The organism is Nocardia aurea, from assembly GCF_003123685.1.
In the GTDB taxonomy this organism is placed as follows: domain Bacteria; phylum Actinomycetota; class Actinomycetes; order Mycobacteriales; family Mycobacteriaceae; genus Nocardia; species Nocardia aurea.
This window is the reverse complement of record NZ_QCYJ01000175.1, coordinates 175117-200159: the sequence shown is the minus strand read 5'-3', so window position 1 is coordinate 200159 and position 25043 is coordinate 175117. Positions and strand designations below refer to the sequence as shown.

Genomic DNA, 25043 nt, shown 5'->3' with positions numbered 1-25043 from the left:
CGCCGCATCGGGCTACGAAACCCCAACTCGGCCAAGGCCACTACCTCGATCCGCCGCTACCGCGCCTGGTGACGGACCCAGGGGCGCATCCTCTTGAACCTAGCCGTACCCTATTGCAGGACAGGGCCAGTGGGAGATGTCTGTCACCCTTACAGGTGTGGCCTCCATCTTGCCGGAGTTCGGGAGGGGTATCGGGGTTGCAGCTTGGCAGCTTTATCATCCAGCGAGGCAGGTGGGATATCGGTCGCGTGGCCGCAGTCCAGGGGAGCCAAGTTCGCATCGAGTACTTCGAGTCGATCGCCGAGCCGATCGCCGAAGTTGTCGATGCTCTCGTGCAGGACTGTCAACTCATCACGCTTTCCGTGGGTGCGCGAGTATTTTGGCGCGACCCCGACGCTCACGATTGGACCGCCGGGAGGGTTACTGCAAGGCAGGGCGAATCGTATTTCGTCCGGTTCCCCAACAGCAGCGCAGACCAGCGAGTGAGAGGGTCGGATCTACGGGTGCGTTGGAACCGCCCCGTCCGCGATCCGTTGCATGTGCTGACCGCTGGCGGAAGCGAGCCCTGGTTCTTTCGACAGGCTCGTATGCCTATGTTGAATGCGCTGGTCTGGCAGCGCGCGGCCTGCGCGAACGTCCCAGCGTTTTTTTCTTCTGCGGTCGAACTGTTCCCTCACCAGGTCGAAGCCAGTCTTGCGGTTCTGTCAGACCCGGTTCAGCGGTACCTCTTGGCCGATGAAGTGGGATTGGGAAAGACGGTCGAGGCGGGGTTCGTTATCCGGCAGATCCTGATCGACAACCCGTTAGCCAAGGTCACAATCCTGGCACCGGACGTGCTGCGCAGGCAGTGGATTCGCGAGTTGACGGGCAAGTTCTTCACCGACGATTTTCCGCGAGCTGAAATCAAGGTCCTCGCGCACGAGAACCCGAGCGGTTGGGCCAACCATAAGAATAGCGATCTGCTTGTTGTGGACGAGGCACACGTGCTGGTCCAAGGAGGTGACCCAATCTCCTCGCCGTACCGCGAGTTGGCACTATTGGCCCACACCTCGGAGCGGCTTCTGCTCCTTTCAGCCACTCCCATCACGTCCAACCCGCTCACCCACCTCGGTCTGCTGCACCTGTTGGACCCAGACGTTTACCGCTGGGAGGACCAAGCGGCGTTCGAGACTCGTTACGCCTTGCGCGCCGAACTGGCAGACGTCGCCTACGCGATCGATGCCGACTGGCCACCGCTGCTCCCGATGAATATTGATCGGGTACGTGCCATCCTCCCCGAGGACCAGCGAGTGGAAGAGTTGGGCTCTGCGGTGCTCGCACTACTCACTCCCGACGGCGACCTCGCTGATGTGGCCGATGAGGACGAACTCCGGTTGCGTGTCGACGAACTGCGAGGGCACATCAGCGAGACCTACCGGTTGCATCGGCGTACGATTCGTCACCGGCGATCTCGAGTCTTGGCGGATCGGGCCGACTCCGACTTTGTGCCCTACGAGGTGCGAGGCCGCGAGCTACCGAAGCATTTGACGATCCAGTCCTCTGCCGATGAGCGAATCCAGGAGATTCTTGAAGAATGGCGGACCGGTACACGCGGCGCTCTGTTGGATCGGGGTGCCGCGGACGAGGATTCCGCCTATGCTCAGGTTTACGGCGTCCTCGTGTCGCGTCTGGGCGTAAGCGGGCGTGACCTCCTCGAAATCTTGCGGTTGCGGGTCGAGCGCATCGACCCTTCGGTCGCCATGGACCCGGTCGACCGGGGGCTCGTGACCTTCCCCCCAGTCCTGGCTCACGAACCCCATACTCTGCGTGCAGTCGAGGAGGTGGTGGCCGAGAGCGACGTGACTGTTTTCGAGCAGATGACCAAGGCTCTGCTACCTGTGCTCTCACGGCACCGGAAAACGATCGCATTCTGCGGTGGTGGTGCCCTTGCGGAAGACCTGGCTACTTACCTGCGGACGCGGTTCCCGAAAGCCCCATTGTTCCAACACACCAGATCCATGCCTGCGGAGGACGCGGAGAAGTCTGTTGCGGGTTGGCGGGATGCGCCTGCCGGCTTGCTGGTATGCGACGACTCTGGCGAAGACGGCCTGAACCTTCAGGTTGCGGACGCGGCGATTCACCTGAGACTGCCGTGGTCGCCCAATCGGCTCGAACAACGACTCGGCCGGGTGGATAGGTTCGTGGAGAGCGGCAAGGGTACCCCGCGTGGCCCTGCCGCGAACTATGTTGTCCTGCCTTCGGGGGGCGAGTTGGCAGCGACGACTGCGTGGCTGGAACTGCTGTGCAGTGGCTACCGGATCTTCGATGCCTCGGTGTCGACACTTCAGGACGCGATTTCTAAAGGGCTGGGCTCCGTATGGCGTCGAGCGCTCGATGTCGGGACCGACGCACTAGTGGATTGCTCCGAAGAAGTGGAGCGGGCGTTGAGGGAAGCGTCGATCGAAATCGACAAGATGGACATGCTGGAGTCGATCCATCACAGCGTGACGTACTCCGACGACGTGGCAGACGCCATGAGCGCGTTGGAGACTCATTGGACCAAGATTCGAGAGGCGGTTCTCGGCTATACGTCCGGGAAGAACGGCGGTATCGACATCCGACGGCTGGAGCAATCCATCGACGGCCGGCGTGTGGAGGTGTTCGACGTCGCAGGGTCGAAGCCGAGAGTCGACCCGAGTATTTTGCGCTTCGCCGGATCTCGCTTCGGGGAAGACTCGGGTAAGGGTGTATTCAATAGGTCTGTCGCCGTTCAGCCTCCTGGTAGGCGGATCTTCCGCATCGGCAACCCGGTCGTCGATCTCCTGGCACACATCATCGACAACGACGACCGGGGGCAAGCAACCTGTGTGGCCCGCATCGACCCCCGTCATCAAGAAGAGGAACCTGGGATCTACTTCGGGTTTGACCTCCTTTTCGAAGCGGATCTGCAGGCCGCGACCGCCCATGTGCCCAATGTGCCCAGTGCGATCCTCGCCCTGCGGCGCCGCGCTGACCGGCTTTTCGCCCCTTTCACAATGCGTGCGTGGGTCGAGGTCGGCGAGGATTGCACAGTGACAGGCCCGGAGATCACGAGGTGGCTGGAGCGACCGCTGAACTCTCGGTATGACCACAACGTCACCGGATCGAAGCTCGATGACTTGGTCGGTCAGTTCGGCGGATGGGCGGGCTTCCGAAAGGCCGGCGTTGAGGCAGAGCAGTTGGTACGTGTTCACCTGGCCGAGACGACGAAGCTCACCGACCGATCCTCGGCGGCACTGGGCCGAGCTACGGCCAGCATGCGGGTGATGCAGGCGCAAGCCAAGGCACGGGCCTTGGCGGGACGACTCGTGAACGACGAGGAGACGATGGTTTTGGACAGCGCCCTGACATCCGCTCTCGCGGACGGGATTCGCAACCCAAGCGCACGCGTGGTCGCGGCCATATGCGTAGCCCGGACGGGGATCCCAAGGCAGGGTCGTGAGTTCTGATTCGTGGAGGGGCGCACAGCAGTTGTTCAACCAGTGGCCTACTGTCCCGTCCTTCGATGACGCGACCGGGCTTCTGCGCAGGCTGACGGACGCTGTACGTGAGTTAGGTACGCAACGCGCCTCCAAGGTCGATGTGGCTGTGCTTACCCGGCAGGTGCTTTTGGACGCTGCAGTGCGGGGAAACAGCGAAGGATTGATCACACCGCGCGATCCGGCTCTTCCAGATATTTCCGAGTGGTCGAACGCCAAGTGCACCGCATTCGAAACGCCCGGCGGATTCCGCGTCTGGGCGACCCCGTGGACTCCGGAGACGACAGGAGCGTCAGTGGCGTCGGCCGCTGCCGAGGAAGACCTGCGCAATGTACACCTCGGCAGCGAGGCCAACCAACGCTTCATTCCGGCAACTGTGCCAGCCGATCCGTTCATGACCAGTGCCTTCGGTCATCGAAGCTACAAGTCAACCGGACAGCGGCAACTGGCTCGCGCGGTAGCGCTCGCCGCGCCGGGCAACACACTGATCCTCAGTCTGCCTACCGGTCAGGGCAAGACGGCCGTCGCGTTGGCCGCAGGGATGGTGGCCCCCGAGCATTCGGGGTTGACCGTGATTGTCGTACCAACGGTGGTATTGGCACTGGACATGGAGCGGCGAACCAAAGACTTGATGCGGCACCATGACATCGGCGCCCCGCACGACCGTTTCGCTTACATAGGTGGGCTTGATGAAGACGATAAGCGACGAATCCGGGAAGCAATCAAGTCCGGCCGGCAGCGTCTGCTGTTCACCTCACCGGAAGCCCTGGTCACCGGTCTCGCAAAGGCTTTGGAGGCTGCCGCCACATCCGGGCACTTGCGCTACTTCGTGATCGACGAGGCCCACCTGGTGGAGCAATGGGGTATCCGGTTCAGGCAGTCCTTCCAGACGATGGCCAGACATCGTAATCACTGGATTGCCTCAGCCCCGGAGGGCAGGGCTCCGGTGACGATCGCGATGAGCGCAACTCTTACACGTGACCAGATCTTCAGTCTGAAGTTCATGTTCGGCGACCCTGAACGCACCCGGGTCATCTCTGCAGCACAGTTACGGCACGAACCGAGTTTCTACGTTGCACACCATACGGAGGAGGCGAGCCGCGTTTCCGCGGTTCTGCGCGCGGTGCACCTGCTGCCCAAGCCGATGGTGCTCTACGTGACCACTCGCCGCGATGCTCGGTTGTGGCGGGACCGACTGCACGAGTCAGGTTTGCACCGGGTCACGGCGGTTACCGGCGAGTCCACCGACATCGAGCGGCAGCAGGCAATGGCCGGGTGGAGCGGTCGAGACTCGACTGGAGCGGTCTCGACCGCTTACGACGTCGTCGTCGGGACGTCAGCATTCGGGCTCGGAGTAGACCTCGGCGACGTCCGGACGATCGTGCACGCCTGCGTGCCGGAATCCCTCGATCGCTTCTACCAGGAGGTGGGGCGCGGCGGACGCGACGGATTCCCCTCACTGTCGGTCTTGTTGAGCGTCGATGAAGATTTCGACGTTGCCGCAAGCCTCGCAGACGAGCGGTTGATCAGCGCGACCTTGGCGTTCGAGCGATGGCGCGCGATGTTTGTCAGGGCAGAACGGCTGGCAAGGGAGGTGTACCGCGTCGACCTTGACTGCTACCGAGCAGATTTGTCCAGAACCTCGAAATCGAACCAGGGTTGGAACTTGCACATCCTGGGTCTGATGCACCGTGCTCGACTGATCGACCTGGCTTTGTCTGTGCCCGCTGAGGCCGGATCCGACGTATGGGACGACGAACTCGACACACCTGGTCAGTCCGCCGATCAGTTGGTACAAATCACTCTGCTGGACGGTGCCGCGAACCGAGAGGCTGAGTTTTCGGAGCGAATCACGCGCGTTCGCGGCGAAATAAAGCGAAGCAGGCGCCGGGCGGTCGACAACATGCGCGACATGCTCAGTGGGCGGCAATGCATGGGCGAGGTATTGGCGGCCTACTACAGCACCGATGACGTCACGATCGGCGTAACCTGCCGAGGATGCCCTCGATGCCGTCAGACGGAAAAGCCCGCGGATGCAGCCTTTTACCGACTGGCGGCCGAGCCGACCCCGTTCCTCCCGGCACCGACCGGCCCAGTCGACGACGACCCACTCCTCCGCTTCCGAGGCCGAGCGAATTGTCTCAGTATCACCTGGGACGGTGATGTGGACTTTCAGCGATCTGTGCCCAGGCTCCTCCATGCGCTGGTGCTGAGAGGGTTGCCTGTTGTGGGTGGGCCCGGTGCAACTCCCGAGTTGATGACAACCCTCCAACGGGACGTAGGCCAGGTCTCTTTGATCCACGACCGAGACGACGACCTGTTGAGGTCTTATGCGGGCCCGATGTTGTGGGTCGGTGCATCCGAAACCCGTTGCCTGCCAACAGATGTAGTGGAGCGGATTCGGTCCGAGGACGTGGTCTATGTACTCCATCCAGCCGATACCGCGCACCCCGAGAAGGTGTCAGAAGCGTTTGCCACAATCCACCGACCGACCCTTTCCGTGCGCACAGCGTTGGAGTCCCTCTGATGGCCTATCTGAACGTCGACAAGGCTCTGCCCACGCAACTTTGGGCGCTGGTACGACTATTGAGCGCGCGACAACCCTTGACCGATAGTCAGGCCAGAGCACTTCTGAGCCCCGATTCGCTGAACATGGAGATGAAGACCGACTCTCCGTTCCAGTCGACGGTTAGTACGTTGCGGGACTTGGGGTTGGTGGCCCAGGACGAGAGCGGCAAGCTTTCACTGCGACATTCGACGCCGACCCTGGGGAGCTTTCAACACCGCCTGCGCGAATCCCTATTCGCTCCAGCACGTAACACCGATCTGGAGTCCGACCCCATCACCGGCAACAGGGACATGACCATTGTCCTCTCCTACTTCCTTTCATTCGACCCCTTGGACTCGCCGGTCACTCGGGAACAGGTGGACGAAAGGAGCGCGGGACGCTTCTCGGTCGAAGGTAAGAACCCGACACCGAGCAATGTGCGTTGGCCACGATTCGGGCACTGGGCGCCAATGCTGGGCCTGGGCGCGGCACCACTGATTTCCGCATCTGATTCAGGCGCGCTCACCCCCGACTGTACGAAGGCGGTCCGCCAAGTGCTGACCAATTCCCAGCTAGCAGGGAGAACAGTCTCTGCCGTGGACCTGGTGCGGACACTCAGGGAGGCCATTCCTGTGTTACCTGGAGGCGCCTACTCGACTCGACTGGGGATTCAGGATCCCGGTGATCAGGTTGTTGACCCTGCCCTGTCCTTCGCGCTTCTCCGCGGCTGCTACGAAGGCTGGTTGCAGTTCGAACGATTTGCGGACAGCGCAAGTACGGTGACCGTGGCAGACCGAGATGACCCAAACCGCCGGGTGTCCGACATCCAGGTCCGGGAGGGAATCAAATGACTGAGCAATTCACCCTGCACACCTGCTGGAGCGCTGAAGAAGCAGGTCAGACGATCAATACCGAGGCGGTCAGCCCCTCTCGCGCCATTTTCCTGGCTACACACGCTCCACTCAGACTCCGACGCAGTCGGTTGACAGGGGGAACGCGCGAAGACGCAAAGAACCTGGAGCGTGCGGAGGAACTAGTTGGCGAAAAGGAAGTCCTGTCAGACTTCTTGACGCGAAGGTCTGACACCGGCGCTCTGCTGATGCCCGTCGTGGGCGGATCAGGCACCGGTAAATCCCACCTCATCAGATGGGTTCGCGAGCAGATCAAGGACTCACCCGAGCGCAAAGTCATCTACCTGGAGAAAGGAAAGACCAGCCTCAAGGCCGTCATCGCAGAACTCCTCGCCGACCTTGAGTCACAAAATGGAGCCGAACTTCGCCGCGCGATCGATCAACTCTCGTCGAGCGTGGAGCCCGAAGCTCTGGCAAGACGCCTGATCAACAGCATTGAGGAAGAACTGTCAGCCACCACGCAGGACGGCGTCTCCGGGCCGACACGACTACTGCGTGGCCCGCGCGGAGTGGCTGTCCTGATGCAGGACCCCCACGTCCGCAGCTACATGCTGGAGCCAACGCGATTCATCCCCCAGTTGGCACACCAACTCCTTCATGACCGCCGGGACGGCGAGCAGCAGCGCCCCGAACAGTTCACCGCCAAAGATCTCCCTCTGGAATTCGGTGACATCAAAAAGGTCGCGGACATGACGGCTGGCGTTCTAAAGATGCTCAGCACCAACCCGGCGATGCGGGATGCCTCTGTCGACCTGTTGAACCAGTGTCTGGAGGCGTCAGTCAAGAGGGCCTTCAATATGGGTTCAGGCAGCCTGGTGTCGGCGATGGAGGAGGTTCGCAGGGAATATGTTCGCCAAGGCCGCGAAATCGTTCTCCTCGTAGAAGACTTCGCGCTCATCCAAGGCATGCAGCGGGAACTGTTGGACGCCATGATCGAACCTGCGCGACGGGAGGGCGTCGAGGTGCTTGCCCGTATCCGAACTCTGCTCGCGGTGACGACCGGCTATTTCCAATCGTTGCCAGAGACGGTGCTGACCCGCCTCCACGCCACAGTCGGATATGTCTATGACCTCGACGCGCCGCTCAACGCCACACATCGGGAGGAGGACTACATGACCTCCTTTGTGGCACGCTATCTCAACGCCGCAAGACTCGGGGCCGAAGTGCTCGACGCGCTGGCAGACCCATCCAAGCCTCCCAACCGTTGCAAATCCTGCTCATTTAAGACTGACTGCCATGCCGCTTTCGGCGTGTCTGACAAGGGCTATGGCCTCTACCCCTTCAATCGTTCCGCACTGACCAGAGCGGTGCACTCCACTGCTCCCCCAGAGGCGCCATACCAGTTCGTGCCACGTGCAGTGCTGGGCTCCGTGGTTCACAAAGTCCTTGTAGAAGATGCCAAACCCATCAGGGATGGAGCCTTCCCGCACCAAGGCTTCCGCGACAGGTTTCGCCGAGCGAAAATCGACGATCCGCTCGGCAGCGCCATGCTCGACATGGTGGAATCCACGTACCCGACCGAAGTCGACCGATACCGCGCTTTCCTAGAATTTTGGGGCAACGCCGAGTCACCTTTCGAAGGCGAACCGGGGGTACGACTCGCGTTCGGGCTAGCAACGCTGAAGACCTCAAGTGCACCGCGCCCTCAGACTGCGGAGAGGCGGAAATCCTCGACGGAACCGGATAAGGCTCCCGAGTCAGGCAACCCTCCGCTGCCGCCATCTCTCCGGCGGTCGCTCCAGGAGATCGAGGACTGGGCGACGAAGGACGAGAGTGCTATGCCCAACGTCGCCCGCGACCTAAGGGCCATCGTCGCCGATGCGGTCCTCCAGCGGTACGACTGGGCAGACCCGTTGATGAACAGCATGAGCAAGGATGCCCTCAAGTCGGTATGGAGTAGCACCTCCGGGGCCGTATACATCCGCGGGGCGAGAGGTGGGCTGAAGATCGACCCAGAGACGGCCCCGATTCAGTTCGCGAAGACTGGGCACAATGCCCAGTTCTTCAAGTCGGTACTGCTGTTGAGAGAAGGGCACCGACCCAACTCTATGGACAGCATGTACCAGTTGGCGGAGTTGGCCGAGTCGAAGGCCCCAGATCTCACCGCGGCCGTTCTAGCGAAGCAGGAGATCACCGACTCGGACCTCGTGCTAGGTCTGCGGGTGTCGTTGATCGGCGCCGCAATGGCTGGCCAGGCGTGGCCTGGCATGCCGGAGGCGAAGTTGGTCGACGTGGTCATGCATGACGGCAAAGGTTGGGTCCGTGAGGATTCCGATACTCGTGTACCCCAGTGGACCTCGACACTGGCAGAGCACCTGAGCAAGCGCGAAGCGCTTGTGGCGCAAATCAGGAATGCGGTCGGTATCTCGCAGGGGGTGGGCGGCAAGGTCCGCCTCATTGATGCCGCACACCTGCTTCCGCTGCTCAACCAAGCGGCTCAAGAATGGACGTGGCAGGTCGGTGACCGCCCGACGCCGGCCTGGGTCTCGTTGGCAGCCAAAGGTTTCATGTTGATTCCCCGCGTCATGGACGAGCAGTTGGATGTGCTGCGGGACTTGCTGGCCTCGCTGCGCCGCAGGGTTGCTCGAGGAACGCTGGCCAAGGTCGTGCCAGCCGTTCTGGACGCCATCGCTGAAGCCAATCAGCACGGTTTGCGGATGACCTCTACTCAGAGAGAGAACCTGAAGGAACTCGCCACCGACGTCAAAGACGTGGACTGGAGTGTCATCACTGATCTCGAGGACGACCTCACGCACCTCGCGGATATGGCGGCTGAGAGCAACGACCTGGACAGGGTGAAGATGCTCGTCGCGGTCCGCGGACGCGGTCCGGCGCTGCCCGCTATTCAAGCTTTTCTGGAAGCCAGCAACGCCTGGTTGGACGAGGCGTTGGAATCAGCCAACGCTCGGAGTGGAGGGCATGATTCGGAAATCTCCGACAATCTCAGTTCTGCAGTCCGCCAGTGGGCCGAGATAGTGCGCAACGAGGAACCGACCGATGAGTGAGGTGACCGTCTTCGAGAAAGTCGAGCAACTGCGGAGTGAGGCGCGCCGCTTGGCGACCGCGGAGAAGGGCGCCAACGAGGCCCGGCGGATTGGCAGTCGGACGACGAAACTGCGAGCCTCGCTCGGCGAGTTGAGCACCCAGGTCGAGCTTGCTCGCAAGGTCAACGAGACCATCGGGTCCACGAGAGTCGATCTCTCCACTGTGGACGATGGATATGAAGAGTTCGAAGCCAAAGTGCGAAGTGTGACCAACCCTGGTGATGCGGTCTTCGAACGGGCCAACCGGCGTATCACTGCGGTGTGCAAGCGACTGGAGGGTGAGATCAGCTCAGCATGGTCCACCTGGGCGTTGGCCCGGATCTCTGAGTTGCATCTGACACGCATGCCGATGCTTCCGCCGGGAGACCAGCATGAGGCTCGTCGGAAACTGGACGAGTTGGAACGGTGGTCTCGCGCAAAGGACTTGTCCAAATCTACCGTCAGTCTCTTCACAACCTCAATCGGTGGGTTGGCAGACATGCTTGCCGATGTCCCTGACGCGCCACCCGCAGTCGCAAACCTGATGGTGAGGCTATCTGGTGAACGGCCGCCCACACTGGCGGAGATCACGGACGACGAGATCTCCCTACTGCGGTCGCTGCACCTCGATGCGCAGATCACGGTAAAGAGGACCGGTACGTGAGTGAAATAAGTCTAAGATTCGTCAACGACCTCCTCTCAGCATTGGAAGACCAGGAGCTCCCTCTACTGTCTTGGGGAGTAACCACCGGGGTGCTTTCCTTGGACGAGGTCACCGCGACGATCGAGCGTGTCCTCTGCGAACATGCGGATGCACCTCGCGGCGTCACCATCGACGACCTTGTCGACTACCTGGTAAGTAAGGCATTACTGGTGCCAGCGTCGAGCACCGCGCCAGCCTACGACACCGCAGAAACGCCTGTGTACCGAACGCGGATGGCTGAGGCGCTGCGGCTTACCGTGAACCTCAGGCAACTCTTCCCGCCACGTTGGGGGGCTGCCCCGCAGCCGGGTTGGTGGCTGCGGGGGCCGCGACTCGTGGCCGACTACAGGCTGCACGTTCAACCGCGCCGTTATCCGAAGCGAGACATCACGCTGGACCGGGCATGCGCCGAGTTGGCGACGCAAGCGGGCTGGGGTCCTGCCCAAGAGCGTGTCATGAAAGTTCTTGTAGGCGAAAACAATTTGGCCGCCTTCCAGCTCGCTGCGACGCAACGCATCTTCTCGGCCATTCATGCGCAACGTAGCCAAGGGATCATCGTCGGAGCAGGCACCGGCAGTGGGAAGACCATGGCTTTCTACCTTCCAGCTTTCGCTTCGATGGCGGGGTCCGCCCGGCGAGGTGTCCACACTTTGGCGATCTACCCTCGTGTGGAGTTGCTGCGAGACCAACTTGTTGAGACGGTCCGCATCGCCCAACGGCTTCACGAAGCGGCGACTACCCCACAGCAGATCCGGATCGGTGTTTTGTACGGGGGTACGCCGAAGCACAACAAGGACTCTCGGTATTTCGGGAACCAACGATCCGGCTGGAAGCGGAGCAAGAGCGGGTTCGTGTGCCCCTACTTCAGTTGTCCGGAGTGCGAACGCGGCGAATTGATCTGGCCGGAGGCCGGTCGGCTTGCCGGTGTAGAGCGGTTGCAATGCGGAAACTGTCATTACGTGATCGAGTCGCCAAGCCTGGCATTGACCAGGGAGAGCATCCGAGCTAATGCTCCGGAAATTCTTTTCAGCACCACAGAGATGTTGAACAGGGGCGCAACGAACAACCTGTCGGGTGTGCTGGGCTGGCAGGGCGGAGCGCCGCCTTCTGTTGTTCTGTTGGACGAGGTGCATACCTACGTCGGGATGCACGGTGCTCAAGTCGCGCTTCTGCTGCGGCGTTGGCGAAACGCAACGAAGAAACCGATCACCTTCGTCGGCCTGTCTGCGACGCTGCGTGACAGCGAGCGGTTTTTCGCCGCGCTGACCGGCCTCCCATCGAGTGCTGTCGACCGAGTCGAACCCGCGGAGGACGACATGATGGACGAGGGACGCGAATATTGCATCGCGTTACGCGGCGATCCCGTGTCCCGGGCCAGTCTCCTGTCGACCTCGATTCAGACCGCAATGTTGTTCGGCAGGATCCTCGACAAGAAGCAACATGTATTCGGCACGACCGGGTTCGCCTTTACTGACGATTTGGACGTGACCAACCGCTTCTATGACGACTTCCGCGACGCCGAAGGCGGGCAGAACCGGTCGATGCGCAATGGTCAGCAGCCGATCCTGGCTGCGCTGCGATCTTCAGCGGGAAGCTTTGAGGCAGATCGCGAGCGTGACGGCCAGGTGTGGCGTGTGGTGGAGAAGATCGGGCACCTGCTGTCTCCGGACCTCAGACAGCAATACCTGCGGATCGGCCGGACTTCGTCACAGGACGCGGGGATGGACCGAGACGCCGACTTCACTGTCGCCTCACCGTCACTGGAAGTAGGCGTCAATGACGCCCGGGTCGGGTTGGTACTACAACACAAGGCGCCGCGTAATCCGGCAGCGTTCATCCAGCGGCGAGGACGGGCCGGTCGTCTCCGGGACACCCGGCCAATCACTGTAGTGACGCTGTCGGAGTATGGGCGTGATCGCCTGGCCTACCAGGCCTACGAATCGTTGTTCACTCCGGTCTTGACCGCCCCGACCTTGCCTGTTGGCAACAGGTTCATTCAGAAGATCCAAGCCACGCAGGCCATGTTCGACTGGTTGGGTGTTCGAATGCGCGCACGAAAGTGCTATGTCGACCCTCGCACTGTGCTGACAAGCCCGTGGAGTGAACACCAGTTTGACGATTCCGTGTATGAGACTGTGGCCCAGATCCTTCGCGACGCACTGGAAGATCAAGTGACCCAGGACCACCTTGCGAAGCATATCCAAAGTGCGTTGCAGATCGGCCCCGACGACGTCCGAGCGATCTTGTGGGATCCACCCAGATCGTTACTGCTGTCCGCAGTTCCGACAGCGTTGAGGAGGCTGAATACACGGTGGAAGCCAGCCCGTGAAGATCCCGGCGCTGGTCGAGGAAAGCTGCTTCCGGAATTTCTGACAACCTCGCTGTTCGCACCTCTGAACCTCCCCGAGGTCGAGTTAATATTGCCTTTCGATGATCAAGACGAGCCGGAGGCGCTGGGTATCGCGCAGGCACTACGTGAGGCCGTACCTGGGAGAGTCAGCAAACGATATGCATACCGACGCGACGACGATCGAACTTGGATCGCACCTCAGGCCGGTTCCGACGAACTCGACCTGCGGACAGTGGTCGGTCCGGGCGCGACCGTGGAAGGTGTGTGGAAGGGCCCTGACGACAGAAGTTTCCAGGTAGTCCGTCCGACCTGCATCCGCATGACGGAGCCGGACCCCGATATCAACACAAGGTCCCAGGGCGTTCCCTTATGGGTCAGCGAGATCGTGGTCAACGACAGCGCACCGCCTAACGCGGCTGATATCCCGAATCCGTCGCTATGGAGCACCCGACTGGTCGAGGTTGGGTTCTGCTCCCACCGGAGCGGGAACCCGGTCGAGGTTCGGCGGATGACGATCGGGGCGGACAGTGTCGTCGCGCGTACCAACCAGCGGGTTGATGAGCGGCGGAAGATCGCATACCTGCTCGACGGTCGACCGGCAGCCCTGGGCTTCCACCTGGATGTTGATGGGATCAAGTTCGTCCTCAGGCGTCCTGATCTCGACAGCCCCGGATTTCGCGCCTACCTTGCGTCACCTCAATGGCGGTCGGTCGCTTTCTTCGATGCGGTGCGAACAGATCCCGCTCTCGACGACGTAGCGAACAGGTTCCAGCGGGAGTGGCTAGCCCAGATCTACCTCACCGCTTACACCCTCACCGGGGCGGACGGGGCCCCAGGCTCGGAGGTGCACGCGAAGCTAGCTGGTGGGGCATGGCGTGATCAACTCCAAGAGATTCTCACCGTCATGTATCGGAGCACCGAGGCGCCCGGTTCGACCGTGTCGGCGACAGAACGACTCGTCCAGGATCTCTCGGCGCTGGCCGCGCAGCAGGACGTCATCGACACCGTCAATCGTGCAGGCCGACTCCTGGCGGATCCGGACATCGTGAACCAGACGGCGTCGTTGGCCAGGCAGGTATACACGCACACGGTTGCCGCCGCGATCCTCGCCGCATCAATTCGTGCCTGCCCACATGCCCAGGACAAGGATCTCACCGTCGACGTCTTCGAGGGGACGCAGGGAGACCACGACGTGGTATGGCTGACCGAGACGTCGATCGGAGGTGTCGGCGTGGTCGAGTACCTGGTCCAGAACTATTCGCAGGACCCGCGAGCATTCTGGACGCTCGTCGACTCGATGCTGGCCCCGGGAGAGCATGAGCACGTGGACGCGGCGATGCTGGAACTCCTGAAAGAGTTGACGGCAAATCCTTCCGGTGCAGCGGCGAGCGCCATTGCCAAGTTGCGGCATGCCCGATCCACCTACGCTGCGGGAGCTGGGCTCAAAGACCTGCGTGAGGCGTGGACGGCTCTTAGTGGGCCGCCTCGGCACGCCGCAGTTGCCGCCTTGTCGACCCGCCTGCTGCGCCCAGGCTCGGACCCTGCCTCGGACCGCACAGCGTTGCGTCTGGTAGAGGACTGGATCATGTTGGAGCAGAGACTTGGGGTGGAAGTCGATGCGCGTGTGGTGGCCTACGCTGCCAGCCGCGGTTCCTTTGCCGACAACGAGCGCGAACTGACTGCTGATCAGGCGTTCAGTGTGCTGTGGCCCCGCGGCCACCAGGCACGGAACCAGCACCTGCAGTACTACCAAGGATACGGCCAGGAAGCCACCGTTGAGCGAGCGTTGGCCGCCGCTCTACACACGGAGCAGTTGCTCGAGATCGAGCTTGAGGACCCGGACTGGATCGAGCGGTACCAAACGGCACTCGCCGAGCACGGTCGCCTCGACCTGGTAGGTCGCAGCCGCGGAAACCAGGCTATAGCTGACGCTTTGGTGCTGCTTCCAGTTCTGCCTGTCGACCGTGATGCCCTTCGCGTCTACGGGCAGGTTCGGAACATCGTCAGGCACTCCGATCGCACCACCTTGCGTGTGGAGATCAGGGAGGCGGTGCAATGACCAGATCGGCGCGCACCATTCGCATCAGCGAGCAGACGCGTATCAGAGTTGCACCGGTCCTGCGGGCCGTGTTGTTGTCCGAGATGCTCGCTCCCAGTCCGCTGATTTGGCTGGTATCGCCATGGATCACCGATATCGACGTGATCGACAACTCCGCAGGTGAATTCGATGCAGTGTTCGGAGACGAGTCGATTACCGTATGCCGGTTGTCCGACGCACTGGCCAGGATCAACACGGCAGGAGCCCATATACGCATCGTCACCCGCCCCGACAACCACAATGCTCCATTCCTGCACCGGTTGAAGGCCATGGCACCTCAGGGACGCCTCAAGGTGATTCAGGCACCTGAAATTCACGAGAAGACTCTCTGCGGGCAGGAGTGGCTGCTTACCGGATCCATGAACTTCACCATCCGCGGAATGACAGTGAACGACGAGGCGGTCACCTATATCCAGGGCGGGCGTGAGCCCGGCCAGGCACGAATCGACCTGGAACGGCGTTGGGAAGGTGCGACGTGACCGAGACCGAGGTTCTTTCGACCCGGACGCCGGAACAGATCCGATGGTTGCTCGAAGCCTACTTCGCGGCACCCGTCAACGATGCGTGGCCGGATATGGCCGAGGACTACGAATGGGCGGACCGTACCAGGCCGTTCGTCGACAACGCCCTGAATCGGCCTGAGATAGCACTGGTATTGCCCTGGTTGAAGAAGTCGTTGGATCGCTTCGCCATCTACGTGGTGGTAGACAAGCGGGAGGACGTTGTCCCCACAGCGGAACTCATTAAGGCATTTGCGGGACCTAGCTACCTCGCTGACTCCTCTATGGAACGCCCCGCTCAGCTTGATGCGGGGGTTGAGATCGAGAGGATCCTCCTTGAGTACGTGGATCCTGCAGCTGTATTTCGCCTCGGTGCGGGGCCGATGCCAAAACAGCGGGGAAGATTGACTGACGCGATGCGTCTGATGCAAGAGGCGCTCGCGAACCGGCCGACTCGGTCCTGGCGCGTCGTAAAGTCTGCCGGCAGGCTCTTGGCCGAGTTCGACGCCGCACTGGCCGCCGGTGGCGAGGCGAGTTCGGCGGCAATCCTCGACCAACTGCGTGAGGTCGGCGGACTAGACGCCAGCAATCTGGCGTACCTGACAATCAAACGGCTCAACCGGCTCGGTAAGGACGCCGAAATCCAGGCACTGCCTCGCCTAGTCGACATCATCAGGCAGGAGCCTCCTACACCTGTGCGCGAAGCTCTTCTCGAATCCCTGTACTTCAGCGCGATCGAGGACTACCTCGCAACTGGTGACCTCGACGCGGCGTTCCAGGTGCTCATGGACACCGGAACCTACCTCCAGGAGTTGTTGAACGGCCCGCTCAGGATGCGTTCAATCAGCGCGTGGACGATCGCGGTGCTCGCGGGAATCATCGGAGACGATCACAGCCTGCTGAAGCACGCGAAGGACGAGTTACATAGAATGGACCGATTCGAGGAGCTTCCGGAGGCGGTACGCGAACAACTGCTGAGCAGGGTCGAGGACGACTCTCCTGAACTGGAGACCGCTCCTGCAACGCAATCCGCTATTCGCTCTTGGAGCGAACTGCTGGCGGCAATCTCCGACAACTCTCCAGCCGTGCTCAACGTGCTCAGGGAGTCCAGTTGGCAAGACTGGCCACCGCCCGCCCAGGACGATGAAGAGATCGCTGGCCTGCTGGACGGTTTGAGGGATGAAGCCGCTGAACAGGCATGGAGTGCAGTAGGCGCTTTCCTCGAGGCCGCAGGCTACGACGATCCGGCAGCTTTCAGTGCGGAGGCCTTCATCCTTAACGCACTCACACACAGCCGATTCAACCCCGGCGACCTGTTGGCGATTCAAGCGCTGCTCGGTGTCGCACTGCGCGGTGCCCCGAACGCCGACCATTACCAGCGCATGCTCTGGGAGATCGGCTCGGAGTCCGACCGCTGGGTTGCTCCGGAGCGGGCGTCGGTCGTCCTGGACATCGTCGACACACTGGTGTTGTCGGCATGTCCCGATGAAGCTGCGCGGCAACAGCTTAGCTACCGCTTGCTGACTCCGCTCTCCAGACATTCGGAACGACTGGACCCCACCGATATTGCATTTGCTCGGGTGCTCGACGGAGAACTCGAGCTCGGATTGCCGTGGCAAATTGAGCAAGACGACGAACAGTTGGAGCCGGAGGTGTGGCGCGCCGCCAATGTGAGCATCCTTCTCTACTCACTTGACGAGAAGGTACTGGGTCGGGTGACCGAGCAGCTTCGCGCCCTCGCACCGAATGCCCGAGTCACCTGCTCTTCTGACCACGTCGGCAGCCCCCGCCTGCGCCTGTGGGTGCAAAGCGCAGACCTGGTTGTGTTGATCACTCGATGCGCGAAGCACGCCGCAACCGGATTCATCTCGTGCCACACCAGTAGCGAGAAGATTGCGTACGTGGACGGAAGTGGGTCCGCATCTTTGCTCCGCACAACGTTGGCAGAAATTAAAAGACGCTACGGCTAACGGGAGTGACCTGACCCCGTCGGTTCGGGCACGACGGCAGCGGCCCATACAAGGTGCACACCCTGAACGTCTCGCTGCATCATTTACACCCGTCACTGACACAAGTGGGCAGTGACGGGCAAACGACGAGCGATGTCCTAGCGTCGAGCGCGCAAAGCCCCCGCGAGCGCCTTTGTGAGCAACTTGATATCGGTTGGGGTGTTCTGCAACGAATTCCAACGCCGCTGATCGTCGGGGCCAAGGTCCCATGTGCCCGAGGTCCAGGCTGCGATATCGTGCAGTTTTGCTAGGTGGTGTTCGACCCCGGCTTCGGGCAACTGGTCGGCGGTGTACCGGTCGGTCACCGTATCCATCACGTAACCCAGAGCCTGAATCCCGACGCCGTGCGTAAGTCGCGACTTGCGTGGCGGCAACTTCCACTCGATCGGCCAGGTGCTCTCGACCAATTTCCAGAAGATCTTGAGGTGTAGCACCATCTGCTCCACGTCACCTGAACCGTCCTCGGGGTTGCGGTATTGGTAGAGCGCGCCGTCGTAGAGACTGTTCTCGATCATCTTGAGAACACTGTTGTCCTTGATGTAACCATCGGGCGAGGTCGGGGTCGCGATCGCGCCCCGGAACGGGCTGTCGGTGTCGATGTTCAACCGGGTCATCAACTCCGCGGGCAGTTTGCGCCTGGCGTACTTCGGTGGCAGGTAGCCTGCCGAGTCCGGCAGCAACTCGTGGATCAGGCCCTTGGGCAGTGGTTTTGTGTTGTTGACCAGGATGAACTGTGAGCGCTGCTCGTCCTGTCCCGTGGCAATGAATGCGACTACGGCAACGGGGAACTCGTCGACATCGGCATCGCGTATTGCAGCGATTCGTTGTTGCCCGTCCACGAGCAGGCCGGGCTTGTCGGCTTCATCGAGGGTCTCATCAACTGGGATGATCAACTCACCTATGGACGAGTAGTCGACGTCACTGCGTCGCTGACTGGATTCGAACCGGACCCGGGTGTCGAACGCCAGTACGACCGCGTTGGGCAGCATCGCCTCCGGAGATTCGATGTAGCGCTGGATCGCTCGGATATGACTGAGTACCTCAGGGCGCTGGTAACCGTCGAGATCTCCGTGATCCGTCCGTCGTACGCGCGACACCGTCGTGAAGTCGTGCAGGCGTTTGCCATCGATTGCGAAGCAGTAAATTCGCCTCTCTCGTTGCCGCACTTCAAGTGCCGGCACCCTGATCTCGTATCGGTCGGCCATAAGCAAACTCCTTCTAGGACTCCGGCATTGGTTCGGTGTGCAACGTTCTCATCTTTTCGGCGAGAACCGACAGGTTATGAAAACCGCGTCGCTTGTTCCGCTCGGTACCTCGGAAGATCACCATCTCGATGCCGTGCTTCGCGCAGAGCCCGCAGAGACAGGACTGCCAAGCCGCGTCCTCCAGTGTGCGGCGGTAGGCGTCACGGTAGCTCCTTTTGACGCCGACTATCTCCTCGTAGGTCAGCACACGGTCGAGCGCGTCGGTCAGGCTGCAACGGCCAGCATCGAAGGCACGCAACGCGTTCAAGCACTCGCGTTCGGCCTGGACCGCGTCGCGCTGGGAGACGTGTCCGGCGAGTATTGCGCGTTTGAGGGCGAGATTCCCGTCAACCTGCGGAACCTTGATAGCTGTGTAGGTGCTGGATTCGGTGTAGAAGTTGTCCCGATCATCCATGAACGCTTGGCGGAACGCAGATGTGCTGTCGAAACTAGTTACTCCCAATGCCTCGAATTTTCCGATCGTGTCCAGTCGAGTGATCCCAAGTAGGTGCAATTCGGTATCGTCCGCCCGTACGGGGTCGATCGCACGCAAACAATCCAGGATATCCGGGGTCTTCAACGGCACCATACCGCCCAGAGCTATGCGCTTGTACCCCATTTTCTGTAACTCGGACACACTATCGGCGTAACTGGCAGGATCCCACCCCTGTGCAGCGCCAACCGGTTCCAGTCGCGATCTCCGGTCGATGACTGCCGATAGAAATTTCTCAGCGTAGCGCAGAGATATCCGGCGTCGTTCAGTCCATTCGTCCGGCGGCGGATTAGCGCTATTGGGGCGGTGATAGCCTAGTATGATGTGATCGATACTAACTCCGGCATCGAATCCGCATTCTTCGTAGAAGTCGAGTACTTCGTCGACCGTATAAGGCGGTTCACGCTCGTCGACATAGTTGAACGCACCACAGTCACCCAGGGTGGCTATGTCGTCAGGCAAGCGGAAGAACCCCCGCACTCCCAGCCTGTAGAGGCGGTGCCGCTGCGGCATTGAGTATTTCCCGGCACCGCGCAGCGAACCGTCGACGATAGCTTTCGAAACAAGGATCCCATCGTAAGCGGGCGCAACCAAAACCTCGTGCGCATATAAGTCGTCTCGCTGACGTACGCGGGTCGGCAAGTATTCGTCATGGATAAAATCGTATGTTGGACTGACGAGGTCTTGACTGTCTGGAAAATAAAACTTCACGACATACCCGCCCGTGCGTTCAAATACACTCGGATCAGATAGTTAGACAGTTCTTGGATATGCTTGTGCATGTTTTGGACCTCATTCCATCGCAGTCCATTCTCGTCCCAGATCCCCGAGGTCCAACGGCAATATGGTTCCACAAGCGCAAGATGCTGTCGAATTATCTCAGGTGCGTCAGGCCGGCGCGCATCCACTGTTCCCAATATTCTGTCCATCAATCGCCCCATCGCACGAATTCCTGCGCCGTGCATAAGACGGCTGCGACTGGCGGGCTTGCCCCATGCATCGGGAAACGTATCCCGTACCGCAGTCCAGTATGTAATTAAGGCATGAATGATTCCATCGAAGTCAGTTTCATTCTGGCGCACGTCCCTGTATGGATAAAGACATCCGGAAGAGGAGGTGATACTTTCTTGGATCATGTCAACGACTGCAGTATCAGTAATTACTGCTTTGCCGCTGGATCCTTTCGCTGTCGATGTACGTTTGATCATGCCATGCATCGGCGATCGCTCATCAAGATTCAGCACGTCACATAATTCTGACGGCGCTTTTCGCAATGCCAGTCGAGGTGGAAGTTGCCGGTCGACTTCGGGCAACAATTCTGTGACCAACCCACGCGGAAGCGGCTTCGTGTTGTTCACACGAATGAACTGGTCACGCTGCACCTGCACCGATTCGGCCACGAATGCGGTGACAGCCACGGGGAAGTCCCGCTTCTTAGCGTGTGACAAGGCTATGGCGCGTTGCTGGCCGTCAACGATCCATGCTGGCTTAGGACGACCGGCAGATGGAAGCGGAATAGTCACCGTTCCGGTGATACCTAGTTCATCACCGGGTATACGGTTGCCCCGAATGGCGTGGAACTGCACTTGTGCGGACAGGGCCATGATGATCGGGTTGGGAAAGATTGCGAGGTCACTGTCGAGATAGTCGATGATCTCTTGGATGTGTCGACGAACTTCCGGTCGCTGGTAGCCGATCAGCTTGCCGGCCTCATTGCGACTGACTCTGGAGATATCGGCGATCTCTAGGATTTCTTCAGCCTTGAGTGTGAACACATACAGTGGGTACTTCTCTGTCTGTGCGAGGCAGAGCGCGCGCCGCCGCAAGCAGTGGTTGTCTTTATTCGCCACTAGTTCTCCACCTCCCTTGCAATCTCATGGTAGAGATGCTTAAACCGCCCTTGCTCACATGACTGGCCCGAGTCTCGCAGTCGCCGCAGAAGCCTGGTGGCACTTGATTTTTCGACGCCGCGATGGGAGCGGATGTACTCGCGCACCGCGTCGTCGGACAGGCGGACCCCTGGTGCGCGACGACTGGTGTCGGGTGGAGCGGTGTCGACAGCATGCAGCGCCACCTCGCGAAGGTTCCTATGGCTGAGATCGGCTCCGTTTGCCACAATTTGCGACAGCAGGTGAGCGGCGGCGCGCGCATGTAGAACGTGAAGGCTTCCCCCGACGACCGAGCGCAAACGTGCGGGAATCGGAATGACCACGTCTTCCAGTCCACGTGCTGGCAAGTTCGGCCCGATGACAGTGAACCTGTCCGCGGATCGCAAGAGGCCAGCGGCCGTACGAAGGTCATCTGCGCACGCGGGCAGGTAGGTATTGGACAGAACCGCCACTATCGTCGCATCCGGATCCTGACGAGCCAGGTCCGCGAAAGACCGTGGTTTGTCGGCGCTCGGGCCAGCCCAATCGGTCAACCGCTGCCACCATTGCCGGGTTTCCAGCTTGTCCCGCCCCACCGAATCCTCGTTCCCGATCGAAAAAGTCGCTGCGTACGGGTGAAGATAAGCGTCGACATCGACAAGCCCGTAGCCAGCCGAGCAGACCCATAGCCGGGCCGGAGCACCGACCAGCGTCGGAAGGCCACGCGCAATGTTCCAGTGCTGACCACCATAGAGATCGTGCGCGCGAACTGTTGGTGGCTCGGCAGTAAGGCGACGAGTCCATTCGGCGAAGCGCAACCCCTGTTGTTGCTCGCGTAAGTTCCCCAGTCTCAGGCTCTCGGGTACAACTTGCCTCTTGCGGTTCGTACAGGTGACCACGATATGGACCGTCGATTCAGACCGCCTACCCGGCATCGGGTCGTCCACCGATCTCATCTGTTGTCGTCCAAGGGAACTCGGCGTACGCCGCGTGGTTGTGAATGCTTTCATCGTTAAGGACTCGCACCCGGTACTCCGCGATCCTGTTGTCGCGGCGCAGAACTGTGACAACATTGCGGGCCATATCTTCCACGAAGACCGGGTTGTCGTAGGCAGCCATCGTGACGTGCCGCTCGTCAGGTCGTTTGAGCAAGCTGTAGACCGGCGAGGAGCCGGACAATTCGGCGACGGTGATGAGGTCATCGAACCAGAGATCACCGCGAGGGTCGCGCGCCCGCACACCAATGGTGACCCATCCGCGCTGATTGTGCGCACCGCGGTCACTGATGGCCTTGCTACACGGGCACACACTTGTGACCGGCACGCAGACTTGCTGCAGTAGAACCGCTTTCGCGTCATCCGCGCTGATATCCAGTTCGCATGCATAATCCATGAATGACGGGATTCCAGTGACGGGTGCCTGCCGTTCGAGAAAGTACGGGAACGCTATCTTCACTCGCGCGTTGGTACTTCCCATCCGGCCTCGGAGGTCATCGACCATGCTGAGTGCGCTGTCCGGTCCAAGCTGATCGCGCCACTCCTGCAGCACCTCGATGAACCTGCTCAGGTGAGCCCCCTTGATGTCAGCGCCGAGACTTACCGACATCGTGACAGTTGCGGCGACTTCGCGCTTTCCCCCTTGGCCGTCTGCGACCAGCAACGGATATCGCAGTCCGTCTATACCGACCTCGCCCAGGGCAATGCCGCGCGTATCAGGTTGCGCTTGAACATCACTCAGCACGTGGTTCATCTTCTCCCCTGTAGATGCAACCGGAGGTGCACGTTTCTCTAACCACAACCTGAGACAAGGGCAGCACGTCGGCTAACTGCTGCCATATCCAACGTGCGAGCACCTCACTGGTGGGGTTTTCCAGTCCTGGCACTTCGTTGAGGTAGTGATGATCGAGTTGGTCGGCCAGCGGTGCAAAAGCCTTCTTGACCTCGCCGAAGTCCATCACCCACCCCGACTCGGCCTCCACCTCGCCTCTGACATGAATAGCGACCTTGTACGAATGCCCATGCAGCCGAGCGCATTTGTGGCCGTCGGGGACGTTCGGTAGGCGGTGAGCGGCTTCAAAGGTGAATTCACGGAAGATCTCCATCACCTGATCCCGATGTACTTGTGGGTTTGCACGCTCAACCTCCATTGTGGATGCTGTAGGCAGTACTCGATCGCAGCTTTCGTGTTCTCCTGAAGCATGGGTCCATCCATCGGTTGCAGAAGCAACGACGAAAAGTCGAGCGACTCATATAGTTCCGGAGGCGCTTGGTCTTGGGGGAATACCAGTTTCAGTTCGTCTCCCGCGGTCAAGACGAGATCTGTGCCAGCCTTGGGGCTGACACAGATCCAGTCCAAGCCTTGGGGCGCGGACTGGGTGCCGTTGGTTTCGACAGCGATCTCGAATCCCGCTTCGTGGAGTGCCCCGACCAGTGGCTGGTCGAGTTGGAGCAACGGCTCTCCGCCAGTGCACACGACAAGCCTGCGGGCTCGTGGGTGAGCATTCCCTTCCCATGTGCCTGAGACAGCCTCAGCTAATGCCGCTGTTGTCGTGAAACTGCCACCCCCTGGCCCGTCTGTACCCACGAAGTCGGTGTCGCAGAACTTGCAGATCGCGCGACTACGCCCGGACTCCCGGCCATTCCATAGGTTGCAAGCAGCGAACCTGCAGAACACAGCTGGGCGACCTGCGTTGCCACCTTCTCCTTGGAGCGTGTAGAAGATCTCCTTGACCTGATACGCCATCACGCGACCCCGGCGGCATATGGCGCTGGGTCCGCCATGCCTATCTCTGCAAAGCCACGAATACGCAGCAAACACGAGTCACAGGTTCTGCAACCGGCACCATCCGGGCGGGGGTCATAGCAACTGTGAGTCAGGCCGTAGTCCACACCCAGCTCCAGGCCGCGCGAGATGGTTTGCGCCTTGGTCAACTCGATCAGCGGCGTGTGGATCTTCAATTGCTGGCGCCCCTCAACACCGGCCTTGGTCGCGAGGTTCGCCATCCGTTCGTATGCTTCGATGTACTCCGGTCTGCAATCCGGGTAGCCACTGTAGTCCAAAGCGTTGACACCGATAAAGACGTCACTGGCACCGAGAGTCTCAGCCCACGCTAGGGCAAATGACAAGAAGATCGTGTTCCGCGCGGGAACATATGTGATCGGGATCTCGCCGACGTCGAGATCCTCGGCTCGATCGTGATGAGGAACGTCGATGTCCGCCGTCAACGCCGAGCCGCCGAAGACGCGCAAGTCTATGTCAGCCACCACATGCCCCGATGCGCCGAGCGCCTTCGCTACACGCTCGGCAGCCTCCAGTTCAACACTGTGCCGCTGACCGTAACGGAAGCTCAAAGCGTAGGTCTCGTACCCCTCGTGCCTGGCGATAGCCAAGACCGTCGAGGAATCGAGCCCTCCGCTCAGCAGCACCACAGCCTTCTGGACCACGTTCATCATCTCCTCCGAGGATTGCACCCGTCACCACACCAACAGCAGTTGTAGTCAAACTGCATCGATCATTCAACCCAACTATCTCCAGTTTCACAGACGTCGCAACCAGCAAACTACAACGATGGCATTTACAGCAAGCGCCGAACACAGAGGCCCAGTCCACCCACCACCCGAGTGGCACCTCTGACCTGCATAATTATCGACGATGCCAACCTGCTGCCAGACACACTGAGCGCTCCCCGATGACGAGGCTCAGCGAGGATCGAAGGGGCCAGTCGCGCCACTCCCGCACGAGGACAGCATGATTGGGACAACTACAGGGGCATGTTGATCGGAATCGTGCAGTTTCTATC

The 25043-nt window shown here is 60.6% G+C and carries 16 protein-coding genes; 8 read left to right on the top strand and 8 right to left on the bottom strand.

The features are described from left to right. The first annotated feature begins 68 nt into the window (after window positions 1–68). The 8 genes from dpdE to dpdD are packed head-to-tail and all read left to right on the top strand — an operon-like array spanning window position 69 to window position 17600. Entirely contained in the window at window positions 69–3467 is a 3399-nt protein-coding gene (gene dpdE / locus DAT37_RS43445) for a protein DpdE (RefSeq protein ID WP_332873402.1), read from the top strand. After that, complete coding sequence (dpdF, locus tag DAT37_RS43440) at window positions 3457–6024, top strand: protein DpdF (RefSeq protein ID WP_157979005.1); 2568 nt, start codon at window positions 3457–3459, stop codon at window positions 6022–6024. The genes dpdE and dpdF overlap by 11 nt, the downstream gene beginning before the upstream one ends. Next, a complete protein-coding gene (gene dpdG / locus DAT37_RS43435; protein ID WP_109530799.1) occupies window positions 6024–6896 on the top strand; it encodes a protein DpdG in 873 nt (290 codons plus the stop codon). Before dpdF ends, dpdG begins: the two co-directional genes overlap by 1 nt. Next, window positions 6893–9961, top strand: coding sequence for a protein DpdH (dpdH, locus tag DAT37_RS43430; RefSeq protein ID WP_109530798.1), 3069 nt, complete (start codon window positions 6893–6895; stop codon window positions 9959–9961). The genes dpdG and dpdH overlap by 4 nt, the downstream gene beginning before the upstream one ends. Continuing rightward, window positions 9954–10643, top strand: a complete 690-nt coding sequence (locus DAT37_RS43425) for a hypothetical protein (protein WP_157979004.1) — start codon at window positions 9954–9956, stop codon at window positions 10641–10643. The genes dpdH and DAT37_RS43425 overlap by 8 nt, the downstream gene beginning before the upstream one ends. Next, complete coding sequence (gene dpdJ, locus DAT37_RS43420) at window positions 10640–15091, top strand: protein DpdJ (RefSeq protein WP_109530796.1); 4452 nt, start codon at window positions 10640–10642, stop codon at window positions 15089–15091. Before DAT37_RS43425 ends, dpdJ begins: the two co-directional genes overlap by 4 nt. Further along, complete coding sequence (gene dpdK, locus DAT37_RS43415) at window positions 15088–15609, top strand: phospholipase D-like domain-containing protein DpdK (RefSeq protein WP_198654732.1); 522 nt, start codon at window positions 15088–15090, stop codon at window positions 15607–15609. The genes dpdJ and dpdK overlap by 4 nt, the downstream gene beginning before the upstream one ends. Further along, window positions 15606–17600, top strand: coding sequence for a protein DpdD (gene dpdD / locus DAT37_RS43410; protein WP_109530795.1), 1995 nt, complete (start codon window positions 15606–15608; stop codon window positions 17598–17600). Before dpdK ends, dpdD begins: the two co-directional genes overlap by 4 nt. A 137-nt stretch (window positions 17601–17737) precedes the next feature. On the opposite strand, the gene dbpB (DAT37_RS43405) is transcribed toward dpdD, so the two are convergent. Genes dbpB (DAT37_RS43405) through queC form a run of 8 tightly spaced genes read right to left on the bottom strand, consistent with a single transcriptional unit; the run spans window position 17738 to window position 24693 of the window. Continuing rightward, entirely contained in the window at window positions 17738–18844 is a 1107-nt protein-coding gene (gene dbpB / locus DAT37_RS43405) for a DGQHR domain-containing protein DpdB (protein WP_109530794.1), read from the bottom strand. A 13-nt stretch (window positions 18845–18857) separates the two neighbouring features. After that, window positions 18858–20087, bottom strand: coding sequence for a tRNA-guanine transglycosylase DpdA (gene dpdA / locus DAT37_RS43400; protein ID WP_109530793.1), 1230 nt, complete (start codon window positions 20085–20087; stop codon window positions 18858–18860). Continuing rightward, complete coding sequence (gene dbpB, locus DAT37_RS43395; protein WP_198654731.1) at window positions 20084–21226, bottom strand: DGQHR domain-containing protein DpdB; 1143 nt, start codon at window positions 21224–21226, stop codon at window positions 20084–20086. The genes dpdA and dbpB (DAT37_RS43395) overlap by 4 nt, the downstream gene beginning before the upstream one ends. Beyond that, complete coding sequence (locus tag DAT37_RS44720) at window positions 21226–22191, bottom strand: hypothetical protein (RefSeq protein WP_157979003.1); 966 nt, start codon at window positions 22189–22191, stop codon at window positions 21226–21228. Before DAT37_RS44720 ends, dbpB (DAT37_RS43395) begins: the two co-directional genes overlap by 1 nt. Next, a complete protein-coding gene (gene folE2, locus DAT37_RS43385) occupies window positions 22169–22993 on the bottom strand; it encodes a GTP cyclohydrolase FolE2 (protein WP_198654730.1) in 825 nt (274 codons plus the stop codon). Before folE2 ends, DAT37_RS44720 begins: the two co-directional genes overlap by 23 nt. Continuing rightward, the gene (queD, locus tag DAT37_RS43380) at window positions 22974–23390 is read right to left on the bottom strand and encodes a 6-carboxytetrahydropterin synthase QueD (RefSeq protein WP_332873401.1); all 417 of its coding nucleotides are present in this window, start codon (window positions 23388–23390) and stop codon (window positions 22974–22976) included. Before queD ends, folE2 begins: the two co-directional genes overlap by 20 nt. Continuing rightward, window positions 23345–23986: a 7-carboxy-7-deazaguanine synthase gene (gene queE / locus DAT37_RS43375; protein ID WP_109530788.1), complete on the bottom strand. Its 642-nt coding sequence runs from the start codon at window positions 23984–23986 to the stop codon at window positions 23345–23347. Before queE ends, queD begins: the two co-directional genes overlap by 46 nt. Beyond that, window positions 23986–24693 (bottom strand): 7-cyano-7-deazaguanine synthase QueC, encoded by a 708-nt coding sequence (gene queC / locus DAT37_RS43370; protein WP_109530835.1) that lies wholly within the window; start codon window positions 24691–24693, stop codon window positions 23986–23988. Before queC ends, queE begins: the two co-directional genes overlap by 1 nt. Window positions 24694–25043: the final 350 nt, after the last annotated feature.